Annotated in this window: 13 protein-coding genes; 7 read left to right on the forward strand and 6 right to left on the reverse strand. The window is 69.6% G+C overall.

Annotated features, from left to right (window positions below; translation table 11 throughout):
• Positions 1-2,174: tetratricopeptide repeat protein (locus tag FXN61_RS56005; protein WP_223165827.1), on the reverse strand; the 2,174-nt coding region annotated here is incomplete at its 3' end.
• Positions 2,175-2,177: 3 nt separating this feature from the next.
• On the opposite strand from FXN61_RS56005, the gene FXN61_RS41570 reads away from it, so the two are divergent.
• From FXN61_RS41570 to FXN61_RS41580, 3 genes are all read left to right on the forward strand, one after another.
• A complete protein-coding gene (locus tag FXN61_RS41570) occupies positions 2,178-2,540 on the forward strand; it encodes a hypothetical protein (RefSeq protein ID WP_312878415.1) in 363 nt (120 codons plus the stop codon).
• A gap of 5 nt (positions 2,541-2,545) precedes the next feature.
• A complete protein-coding gene (locus tag FXN61_RS41575) occupies positions 2,546-3,445 on the forward strand; it encodes a hypothetical protein (protein ID WP_167979349.1) in 900 nt (299 codons plus the stop codon).
• A gap of 79 nt (positions 3,446-3,524) precedes the next feature.
• The gene (locus FXN61_RS41580; protein ID WP_167979350.1) at positions 3,525-3,842 is read left to right on the forward strand and encodes a hypothetical protein; all 318 of its coding nucleotides are present in this window, start codon (positions 3,525-3,527) and stop codon (positions 3,840-3,842) included.
• Between the two features lie 46 nt (positions 3,843-3,888).
• Here FXN61_RS41580 and FXN61_RS41585 read toward each other — a convergent pair whose 3' ends face one another.
• The 4 genes from FXN61_RS41585 to FXN61_RS41600 are packed head-to-tail and all read right to left on the reverse strand — an operon-like array spanning position 3,889 to position 8,618.
• Positions 3,889-5,997, reverse strand: a complete 2,109-nt coding sequence (locus tag FXN61_RS41585; protein ID WP_167979351.1) for a 3-hydroxyacyl-CoA dehydrogenase NAD-binding domain-containing protein — start codon at positions 5,995-5,997, stop codon at positions 3,889-3,891.
• Positions 5,994-7,268: a thiolase family protein gene (locus tag FXN61_RS41590; protein ID WP_188136058.1), complete on the reverse strand. Its 1,275-nt coding sequence runs from the start codon at positions 7,266-7,268 to the stop codon at positions 5,994-5,996. The genes FXN61_RS41585 and FXN61_RS41590 overlap by 4 nt, the downstream gene beginning before the upstream one ends.
• 34 nt (positions 7,269-7,302) lie before the next feature.
• Positions 7,303-7,752 (reverse strand): ABA4-like family protein, encoded by a 450-nt coding sequence (locus FXN61_RS41595; RefSeq protein ID WP_167979353.1) that lies wholly within the window; start codon positions 7,750-7,752, stop codon positions 7,303-7,305.
• Positions 7,749-8,618 (reverse strand): hypothetical protein, encoded by an 870-nt coding sequence (locus FXN61_RS41600; protein WP_246292824.1) that lies wholly within the window; start codon positions 8,616-8,618, stop codon positions 7,749-7,751. The genes FXN61_RS41595 and FXN61_RS41600 overlap by 4 nt, the downstream gene beginning before the upstream one ends.
• Before the next feature lie 98 nt (positions 8,619-8,716).
• Here FXN61_RS41600 and FXN61_RS41605 point away from each other — a divergent pair, with 98 nt between their 5' ends.
• Positions 8,717-9,352 (forward strand): MerR family transcriptional regulator, encoded by a 636-nt coding sequence (locus FXN61_RS41605; RefSeq protein ID WP_167979355.1) that lies wholly within the window; start codon positions 8,717-8,719, stop codon positions 9,350-9,352.
• 107 nt (positions 9,353-9,459) lie between these two features.
• Here the strand turns inward: FXN61_RS41605 and FXN61_RS53640 are convergent, their stop codons facing one another.
• Positions 9,460-9,786, reverse strand: coding sequence for a Rossmann-fold NAD(P)-binding domain-containing protein (locus FXN61_RS53640; protein WP_246292826.1), 327 nt, complete (start codon positions 9,784-9,786; stop codon positions 9,460-9,462).
• A gap of 8 nt (positions 9,787-9,794) precedes the next feature.
• Between FXN61_RS53640 and FXN61_RS53645 the strand changes: the two genes are divergently transcribed.
• From FXN61_RS53645 to FXN61_RS41615, 3 genes are all read left to right on the forward strand, one after another.
• Positions 9,795-10,085 carry a hypothetical protein gene (locus FXN61_RS53645; protein ID WP_246292828.1) on the forward strand — a complete coding sequence of 97 codons (291 nt, stop codon included), beginning with the start codon at positions 9,795-9,797 and terminating at the stop codon, positions 10,083-10,085.
• A gap of 36 nt (positions 10,086-10,121) precedes the next feature.
• On the forward strand, positions 10,122-10,364 hold the full coding sequence (locus FXN61_RS53650; protein ID WP_246292830.1) for a hypothetical protein: 243 nt from the start codon (positions 10,122-10,124) through the stop codon (positions 10,362-10,364).
• Between the two features lie 147 nt (positions 10,365-10,511).
• Positions 10,512-10,712: a type 1 glutamine amidotransferase family protein gene (locus FXN61_RS41615; RefSeq protein ID WP_167979356.1), complete on the forward strand. Its 201-nt coding sequence runs from the start codon at positions 10,512-10,514 to the stop codon at positions 10,710-10,712.
• Positions 10,713-10,833 lie beyond the last annotated feature (121 nt).

Genomic DNA, 10,833 nt, shown 5'->3' on the forward strand with positions numbered 1-10,833 from the left:
CCGACCGCCCATCCCGCCATGATCCGGTCGCCGGGCGGGGCCGCGCGCACCGCGTCGACCTGGCTGATCAACGCGGCGAGCTCGTCGTGGCTCGGCCGGTCAGCACCCGCGTCGAACCGGTTCTGGTACCCGAGCGCGAGACGGTAGAGCCGCGCCGCGCGGTCCGGATGGTCGTCAGGAGTCGCGGCGAGGGCCAGCCGGGCCGCGGTCACCGCACTGTCCACATCGGACAAGGATTTGGTGTGCCGGAACCGGGCCTGGTGAGCGGCACTGAGGGTGGACAGGGACAGGGCACGGCGGGGGTGGCCTTCGGGGGTCGTGCGGACAGCCTGCATCGCGAGGTCCACGGCCAGGTCCACGTCGTCGCCGGCACGTGCCTGCTCGAAGCGTTCCAGGTGCGCCTGGGCGAGGTTGTGCAGGCGCAGGGCCCGGTCGGGGTGGTCCTCGGGGGTCGAGTCGACCGCTCGGAGGGTGGTCGCGATCGCACTGTCCACATCGGACAGCGACGAGGCGCGCTTGGCACGCGTCAGGTAGACGTTCCCGAGATTGGACAGGCAGATGACGAGGCGGGGGTGGTCGTCAGGGGTGGCCGCCACCGCCCGTTCGTAGAACTCGACGGCTCGGTCCAGGTCGGACAGGCTGCCGAGGTGGGCGTACCGCTCGTGGTACGCCGACGCGACGTTGTTCAGGCGCAGGGCGCGATCGGCATGGTCTGCAGGCGTGAGCGCGACCGCCTCCCGCCCGCACTCGACAGCCCGGTCGAGGTCCGCGACGTGGCCGGTGCGCCCGTACCGCGCCTCGTGGGCCAGCCCGAGCCCGGACAGGAACTGCGCGCGATCCGGGTGGTCGGCCGGAGTGAGCGCCACCGCCCGTTGCTTGCGGACGACGGCCAGCTCGAGATCGGTCAGGTCACCGGTGCGGTCGTACCGGTAGTGGTGTGCCGTACCGAGATTGGACAGAAACGCCGGCAGACCGGGGTGCTCGTCCCGCGTGGCGACGACCGCCCGCCGGCCGGTCTCGATCGCGCGGTCGATGTCGGCGATGTCGTCGGTGCGCTCGTGCCGCTCGGTGTAGGCGCTGGTGAGGTTGCCCAGCCGGATGCCCTGCTCCGGGTGGCCGTCCGGGGTGGCGGCGACCGCACGCTCCTTCAGCTCGACGGCGAGGTCGAGGTCGGCGAGGTGGCCGGTGCGCTCGAACCTGGTCTGGTAGCTGATCCCGAGGTTGGAGAGCCACGTCGCGGTACGAGGGGAGTCGCCCGCCAGCGCGACCGCGCGTTGCCCGGCGTCGATCGCCCGGTCGAGATCGGACAGTCGTCCGGTGCGGTCGAACCTCGTCCGATAGGTCGTCCCGAGGTTGGACAGGCGCATGGCGAGACCGGCTTGCCGGTCCGGGGTGGCGACCAGCGCACGCTCGTGGTGCTCTATCGCCTGGTCGAGATCGGTGAGGTCGCCGGTGCGCTCGAAGCGGGAGTGCAGGGTCGCCCCGAGGGTGCTCAGGAAGTACGACAGGTTGGGGTTGCCGGGGTCCGCGGCGATCGCCTGCCGCGCGGCGTCAACGGCGTGGTCGAGATCGGTGAGGTCACCGGTGTGCTCGTAGCGGGAGTGCAGGGCCGCCCCCAGGTTGCCGAGGAACAGCGCGCGGTTCGGGTCGTTGTCACCCGTGGCGATCGCTTGGTGCAGGGCCTTGATGGCGTGGTCGAGGTCGGCGTGGTCGCCGACGATCCCGAACCGGGTCCAGCGCGCCGCGCCGAGGTTGCCTAGGTAGGTGCTGTGGGGAGTGATCGCCACCGCGCGGGTGAAGTGGTCGATCGCCCGGTCGAGGTCCGCCGCCTGCCCTGTCATCTCGAACCTCGACAGGTAGGTCGTGCCCAGGTTGCACCGGAAGAGCGCGTGGTTCGGCCCGGCGGGGGCCGCCACACCGTGTTCGAGATACGTGATCGCCTGGTCCAGGTCCGCGACCTGGCCGGTGAACCCGAACCTGGTCAGGTGGTACGTGCCCACGTTCGACACGAAGGTCACCCGATCAGGGTGGTCGACGCCTGCTGCGGCTATCGCCCGCAACCCGAGGTCGATGGCCTGGTCCACCTCGTCGAGCCGCCCGGTCTGTTGCGCGCGGGTCCAGATCGCGAGCGCGTTTTCGGACAATGAGGTCGCATGATCGGATCCAGCAGCCACGATGTGACAGTATCTGCCGCCGTGGACGTGGAACGGGCGGCTTTGACAAGCCTGTGCAAGGAGTTCGACGCGCTGCGGGACGAGGCGCGGCGCCATTCCGTCGAACGCGAGCAGCTGCTCGACCAGATCCTGGTGGAGGCCAGAGCCCGGCGGCCCGTGCTCGGCCTGCTCAGCCGCCTGCTCGGCACCGACGGCGACACCACGTTGCGCGCGTTGGGCGCCGGGTTGCCGGGAGGCGGACCCGGCCGTGCCAGCGGAGAGCGGTTCAGCTGCCCTGACGGTTCCTGCGACCGGACCGACGTGCCGCCTCCGGCGGGTGCGTTGCCGCGATGCCGGGTGACCGGTCAGCTCATGCGGCAGGCATAGCCGCGATGGGCGGATTCTTCCAGGAGCTGGCCAAGGTGCTTGCCCAGCGCTGGCTCAGCCTGCTCGCCATCCCTGGCGCCTTCTTCATCGCGGTCGCCTGGCTGGGCGTCACCCTCGGGCATGCGAAGGCATGGGACCACACGCTGCTTTCTCAGCGTGCCACGGCCGTGGCCACCGCGGTGACGAAGCTGCCCGCCGGCGCCCAAGTGCTCCTCGTCGTGGCGTTCCTGGTGGCTCCCGCCGGCGTCGGTTTCGCCGTCCAGGCCCTCGCCGGCGTGACGCGACGGCTGTGGCTCGGGCAGTGGCCGAGACAGCTCGCGGCCCTGCCGGTCCGTCGCCGCCGTGCGCGGTGGCATCGGCTGGTGGCGAAGCGCAGGTGCCTCGAAGACGACAGCCCTGAGCCGCGCACAGCGCGGGAACAGGACCTGGTCGACGCGGCCGCCGACCGGGTGAACCGGATGGCCATGGCCGAGCCGGGCAGACCGACCTGGATGGGCGATCGCATCCACGCCGTCGAGTCGGTCGCGCTGCACCGCAGCGGACTCGACCTCACCTTCGGATGGCCGCGGTTGTGGCTGCTCCTGCCGGAGACCACCCGGACCGAGCTCAGCAACGCGCACGCGGCTTTCGCGGCCGCGGTCGCCACCGGCACCTGGGCGCTGCCGTACCTGGTGCTCGCTGCCTTCTGGTGGCCTGCCGCGGTGATCGCCGTCCTCGTCGGGCTGACCGGCTGGGCGCGCGCCCGTGCCGCGATCACCGACCTGTCCTCGCTCGCCGAAGCCGCCGTCGACCTGCACGGACGTGAGCTCGCGGCCGCGCTCGGCGTGGTTGATCCCGAAGGCACGGGTCCGCTCACGGTCGACGACGGCGAGCGGACGACGGCTCTGATGCGCAAAGGCCGGTAGGTCACCGACCGGGACAACATGACCTGATCGCAACATCCGGAGTGCTAATGATCCCGGGATCGTCGGCGATAGGGGACACATGACTCTCACAGAGATCGCGGCCTGGGGCACGGCAGACCACGTGCGGGCCGCGCTCGAACGTCAGCTCGAAGGCGCGCTGGTGGAGGTCCCCGAGGACGACGACTCACCGCGCCGGGCGTTCAGCGAGGCGTTGCGGCGGTCGTTGATGCTGCGCCAGAAGCACCCGTTCGACGTCGTCGCGATCGGGCTGCCGGACCTGCTGCGCTACCGGGACCTGGTGGCCGGGTCCGAGGTGACGTTGCGCGCCACCAACATCGACGCCTACTTCATCCGGCAGGACGGCAGCGCGGAGCAGTACCAGCCCGAAACGGAGTGAAGCCCCGGCTCCATCGAGAGAACCGGGGCCTCAAACCGAACACGCACTAGGCAGGCACGGACGCCACACCAGGCGCCAGGAACCGCTTGCCCGTCACCTTCTCCGAGATGCCGGTGCGGTCCAGGTACGGCGTGATGCCGCCCAGCCAGAACGGCCATCCGGCGCCCAGGATCATGCACAGGTCGATGTCCTGTGCCTCCGCGACCACGCCCTCGTCGAGCATGATCCGGATCTCCTCGGCCAACGCCTCCAGCGCGCGGTTCTTGACCTCGTCGCCGGTCAGCGGGGTGTCGCCGAACTGCCAGAGCGCCTGGACCTCGGGGTCGACGGTCTGGTTGCCGGACGCGTCCCACTGCCAGACGGCGCCCTTGCCAGCGGCGACGAACTTCTTCATGTTCTCCGACACCGAGAAGCGGTCGGGGAACGCGCCGTGCATCGTCTCCGACACGTGCAACGCGACGGCGGAACCGACCAGCTGCAGCAGGATCATCGGGGACATCGGCAGGCCGAGCGGCTCGGTGGCCTTGTCGGCGACCTCGAACGACGTGCCCTCGTCGACCGACTTGATGACCTCGCCCATGAAGCGGGTCAGCAGGCGGTTCACGACGAACGCGGGCGCGTCCTTCACCAGCACGGAGGACTTCTTCAGCTGCTTGCCGACCGCGAACGCCGTCGCCAGGGTGGCGTCGTCGGTCTGCTCGGCGCGCACGATCTCCAGCAGCGGCATGACCGCGACCGGGTTGAAGAAGTGGAAGCCCACGACGCGCTCGGGGTGCTTGAGCTTCGACGCCATGTCCGTGATGGACAGCGACGACGTGTTCGTGGCGAGGATCGCCTCGGGGGAGACGTGCTCCTCGACCTCGGCGAACACCTGCTGCTTCACGGCGAGGTCCTCGAACACGGCCTCGATCACGAAGTCGGCGTCGGAGAACGCGGCCTTGTCGAGCGAACCGGAGACCAGCGCCTTCAGGCGGTTCGCCTCGTCCGGCGAGATCCGGCCCTTGCCGGCCAGCTTGTCGATCTCGCTGTGGACGTAGCCGACGCCCTTGTCCACGCGCGCCTGGTCGATGTCGGTCAGCACGACCGGCACGTGCAGGCGGCGGATGAACAGCAGCGCCATCTGCGAGGCCATCAGGCCCGCGCCGACGACGCCGACCTTGGTGACCTTGCGCGCCAGCGACTTGTCCGGCGCACCGGCCGGACGCTTCGCGCGCTTCTGCACCAGGTTGAACGAGTACAGCCCGGCACGGAGCTCGTCGCTCATCACGAGGTCCGCGAGGCCCTCGGTCTCGGCGGCGTAGCCCTTGTCGAGGTCGTTCTCGCGCGCCAGTTCCAGCAGCGCCAGAGCCTTCTCCGCACCCGGCGCCGCGCCCTTGGTCTTGCCGGCGACGATCGCCTTGGCGCGTGCGACGGCGGCGTCCCACGCCTCGCCGCGGTCGATCTCCTTGCGCGGCACGGTGATCTCACCGCGCACGACACCGGACAGCCACAGCAGCGACTGCTCCAGGTAGTCGGCGGAGTCGAACAGCACGTCCGCGATGCCCAGCTTCAGCGCATCCGCCGGCTTGAGCATCTTGTTCTGGTTCAACGCGTTCTCGAAGATCACCGTCACGGCGTCGTTGGCGCCGATCAGGTTCGGCAGCAGCTGCGTGCCGCCCCAGCCGGGGAACAGGCCCAGGAACACCTCGGGCAGCGCGATCGCGGCCGCGTTCGACGCGAGCGTGCGGTAGTGGCACGACAGTGCGAGCTCGAGACCGCCACCCATGACCGCGCCGTTGACGAAGGCGAAGGTCGGGATGTCCGAGTCGGTGAACTTCTTGAAGACGTCGTGGCCCAGCTTGCCGATCGTGACGCCCTGAGAGCGGTCCGTGGCCTGCTCGACCGCGGTCAGGTCCGCGCCGACGGCGAAGATGAACGGCTTGCCGGTCACCGCGATCGCGGCCGGCGAGGCGGCGTGGGCCTCGTCGAACGCCGCGCCGAGCGACACCAGCGACTGCGGGCCGAACGTCGACGGACGGGTGTGGTCCAGGCCGTTGTCGATCGTGATGAACGCGACCGGCTTGTCGAGGCCGGGAACGCTGATCAGACGGGTCTTGGCGTGGGTGACGACCTCGTCGGGGAAGATCGCCTTTGCTTCCTCAGCGGTGATGGTCACTTGTCGCCACTCCAGTTCGGGTTCTCCCAGATAACGGTCCCGCCCATGCCGATGCCGATGCACATGGTGGTGAGGCCGTAGCGGACGTCCGGCCGCTCGGCGAACTGACGCGACAGCTGCGTCATCAGGCGCACACCGCTCGACGCGAGCGGGTGACCCGTGGCGATCGCGCCGCCCCACTGGTTCACGCGGGGGTCGTCGTCCGCGATCCCGAAGTGGTCGAGGAACGCGAGAACCTGGATGGCGAACGCCTCGTTGACCTCGAACAGGTCGATGTCCTCAATGGACAGACCGGCGCGCTCGAGAGCCTTCTCGGTGGCCGGCACCGGGCCGATGCCCATGACCTCGGGCTCGACGCCCAGGAACGAGTAGCCGACCATCCGCATGCCGACGGGAAGGCCGAGCTCACGCGCGGTCTCCTCCTCGGCGAGGATGCAGCCGGTCGCGCCGTCGTTCAGACCGGCCGCGTTGCCCGCGGTGATCCGGCCGTGCGGGCGGAACGGCGTCTTGAGCTTGGCCAGGTCCTCGACCGTGGTGCCGGGACGCGGCGGCTCGTCTGCGGTGGCGAGGCCCCAGCCGTGCTCCGCGGAACGGGTCGCGACGGGCACGAGCTCCGGCCCGATCTTGCCGTTCTTGATCGCGTCGGCGTACTTGGCCTGGGAAGCGGCCGCGTAGGCGTCCGTGCGGTCCTTGGTGATGTGCGGGAACCGGTCGTGCAGGTTCTCCGCGGTCTGGCCCATGACCAGCGCGCTGGTGTCGACGATCTTGTCCGACAGGAAGCGCGGGTTCGGGTCGACGCCCTCGCCCATGGGATGGCGGCCCATGTGCTCGACGCCGCCCGCGATGGCGACGTCGTACGCGCCGAACGCGATGCCGCTCGCGGCGGTGGTCACGGCGGTCATCGCGCCCGCGCACATGCGGTCGATCGAGTAACCGGGAACCGACTTCGGCAGGCCCGCGAGCAGTGCGGCCGTGCGGCCGAGCGTGAGGCCCTGGTCGCCGATCTGCGTGGTCGCCGCGATGGCGACCTCGTCGACGCGCTCCGGCGGCAGCTCGGGGTGCCTGCGCAGCAGCTCACGGATGACCTTCACGATGAGGTCGTCTGCACGGGTCTCGGCGAAAATGCCCTTCGGGCCGGCCTTGCCGAACGGCGTGCGGACGCCGTCGACGAAGACCACGTTCCGAACGCGTGCCGGCGCTGCTGGTGCGGCCACGGCGTCTCCTCCACTTGTGGTGACAACTCTGTCCACCGGGCAGGGGGTGCGCGACATCCCTACCGGTCGGTAACGCCAACTCTAGCCCTCGTTACTGGTGAGTAACTACAGTGGCACCCCTGTTCTTTGCGTCACACACCTTGCGTACGATCAGGAACAGCGGCAACCCGACCGGGGCCAGCAGGATCGTGATCACCAGAACGGGTGCCATCACCAGCGGGTGGACGTTCAGGCGGCGACCTTCCAGGTACATCCAGCGCCCGACGAACAGGTCCCACGCGATCATGTGCGCCCACACCAGCGCGGCGCCCGTGTCCGTGGCCATGAACTCGGCGAGCTTCGCCAGCTCCGGCCGCGTGACCAGCGGCAACAGCTCTGGCAGCACCGGGATCATCAGCACGACGTAGATCACGACCGGTGGCAGCACGATCAGGTACGACTCGGCGATCCGTCGCGTCCACGCCCACTTCGGCGCGAAGATCATGAGCAGCCAGAACGGCGCGATCAGCAGGAACGTCAGGTCGAACAGGGTGGCGGTCATGCGGGCACGAGCTCCTTCTCGATGTTCTTCTGCGGCTGCCGCGCCCACGCCACGCCCAGCGCGGTCGCGACGACGATGGCGGCGGCGACGGTCAGGGTGAGGGCGTCCGGCTTGATGAGCGGCTGTCCGCGCAGCGCCTGCCACGTGACGAGCAGCGTGATGCCCAGGTAGCCACCGCTGACCACCCACGCGAGGCGCGCGTTCGCCCACCGGCCGGCGAGCACGATCAGCAGGGGCAGCACCTGCACCGCGTGCATGCCGATGAAGTGCCCGACGCGCAGGTCGCCGTGGATGGTGCTCCACCCCGTGAGTGGCATGTACGCGCCGCCGTCGGGCCCGCCGATCGAGTGCGAGCCGAGCACGCCCTTCTCGGGCGACTGGCCGGCGCGCGGCTGCGTCATGAGGAAGCCGACACTCATGCCGACGAGTGCGATGAGCAGACTGAGCCGGATCGCCCACTTCTTGGCGGGGTCGTCGAAACTCTTGCGGAACAGCAACACTCCGATGACCAGGCTCGTGCCCATCAGGGCCAGGGCCAGCATGCCCATGGCCCCGAACAACGCCGTGTCCAGCGGCGTCTCGAAGTTGAAGTGGCTGCGCTTCCCCCTGGTGACCTGCGTGACGATGATCGTCATCTCGGCGACACCCGTCAGTGCGAACGCCGTGCCGAACCACCACGCGATCTTGTGCAGGCGACCCTCCAGCAGACTGATGAACCACGCCAGGGTGGCGCTGTAGAGCGTGAACGACACCGCGAACTTGAACGGCTTGAACCAGATCGGCGAGTCGACCAGCACCCGGTCGTCCAGCAGCATGCCGAGCGCGGCGATCGGGGTCAGCACGACCATGGACAGCGTGAAGAGCATTAACGGTCGGTGCCAGTGGTACGCGGTCTTCAACATCTGAACCCCCGGTGACGAATGGATAGCGGTACTCTCCGCTATCGGAAAGGTACACTATCCATATGCGTGTTGGCGAGCTTTCGAAGCGAAGCGGCGTTCCGGTGCCGACGATCAAGTACTACCTGCGTGAGGGACTGCTGCCCGCCGGCGTGCTGACCAGCCCGAACCAGGCGCATTACGACGACGAGCACCTGCGCAGGCTCCGGCTCGTGCGGGCACTGGTCGACGTCGGCGACCTCTCCATCGCCGCGGTGCGCGACGTCCTCGCCGCCCTCGACACCCGCGACGACACGCTGCACAAGAAGCTCGGCCTGGTGCAGGAGGCGATCAGTCAGCCCGGCACCGGCGAGCTCGACCCGCTCGCGGTCGAGGACGTCCTCGCGTTCTTCCGACGGCAGGGCGAGGAGTGTGCCGACGTCACCGACAGCAACGTCACGCACATGCTCGCCACCGCGCTGTCCGCGGCGAGGTCGGTCGGGCACGACCACTTCCGCGAGCTGCTCGACCCCTACCTGGAGGGGCTGAAGATCATCGCGCAGGCCGACGTGGACTACATCGCGACTCGCGGCTCGACCGACGACATCGTCGAGGGAATGGTCGTCGGCACGCTCATCGGCGACGCCGTGATCAAGGCCGTCCGTCGGCTGGCGCACGCGCAGGTGTCGCGCAAGGTGCTCAGCGACGGCCCTGAAGACTGACATATCGGTCGCCCGTACCTGCTGACCTGCCCTTTTGCAACGGGACTTTTGACGACGTCCGCAAAAGTCCCGTTGCAAAGGCCCTGATTGGTTGAGGCTCTGGTCGGTCAGGCTGTGGTGAGCGCCCGCGTCGGCGTGCCTGCCCGGCGCAGCGTTGCGGTGAGCACCTCGTCGACCGGCGTCGCCGTCAACCCGAACGTCGTCTCGATGCGGGAGGCGTCCACGACGAACGGGCGGTGGGACATGTAGTGCGTCTCCCAGAGCTCCTCCCACAGTGGGGCGGTGGCGCCTAGCAGGGTCAGCTCGCGGTCGGTCATCTCCGCGAGCCGGGGTGCCGGCGCACCGGCCAGCTCGGCGAGCCGGGTCGCCAGCTCCCGGACGGAGCGGACGACGACGGGGGCGTGCCAGGCCTGCCCGAGGCTGCGGCCGGTCACGAGCGGCGGTGACCAGGGCCAGTGCGGCGTCGCCGATCGAGGTGAACGAGTGCGGGGTGTCGAGCGCGGCGGGCACGAGGGCGAGCCGTCCGGCCAGCACCTGGGGCAGGACCGTCGCGTTGAAGATCGAGAACGCGTCAGGGCCGATGAACTGGCCGGCGCGCACTTCGGTGACACGAACCCGGCCCGCGTCATGTGCCGCTTTCGCCTCCCGCCACATGCGGGCGCGCACCTCGCCCTTGGGGCCGGTCGCGGCGAGCGGGTGGTCCTCGGTGAGCGGCCCGTCGACGGGCCCGTAGCCGTAGAGGTTGCCCAGCATCACGTAGACGGCACCCGTGCGTTCGGCGACGGACAGGATCGCGCCGAACAACGGAGGCACCGTCTGCGGCCAGGTGTGGTACGCGGGCATGACGCAGTTGATGATCGTGGCCGCTCCTGCGGCGATCTCGCTCAACGCGGTCGCGTCGCCCGCGTCGAGTGCGATCCGGGTGACGTGCGGATGCTCGGGGCCGCCGCCGGTGCGGCTGACCATCCTGACCTCGTCGCCTGCCTCGGCGAGCAGCAGGGCCGCGGCGTGAGCCGTGGCGCCACGACCGATGATCACGTGCATGGACATGATCCTCATTTCGGGAAGATTGGGATGCGCGGGATTGCTTGATCCACTGTGAGGTGCCGCGCGGATCGGTGGCACCGGCCCGGTTGCCACGTTCCCGGAGGTTCTGGCCATGCATCGGATCGTCTTCGTCGTGGTCGCGCCGGTGTACTCGTTCGACCTCGCGATCGCGCAGATGGTCCTCGACGCCGCCGGCGGCTACGAGCTGGTCGTGTGCGCGGCGGATCCCGGCCGGTCGAGGCGATCAGCGGCCCCGACGTCGTCGTCGACCGCGATCTCACCGCGATCCGGAGCGCCGGCACGTGCATCGTGATCGGTGGCGGCGGGCGCGACACCGACCTCGCGTGCTGGACGCGGTCCGTGCCGCGGCGCGGGCGGGCACCCGCATAGCCGCGATCTGCACGGGCACCTTCGTGCTCGCGCAGGCCGGTCTC

The sequence above is a fragment of the Lentzea indica genome, assembly GCF_012184385.1.
Classification (GTDB): Bacteria; Actinomycetota; Actinomycetes; order Mycobacteriales; family Pseudonocardiaceae; genus Lentzea; species Lentzea indica.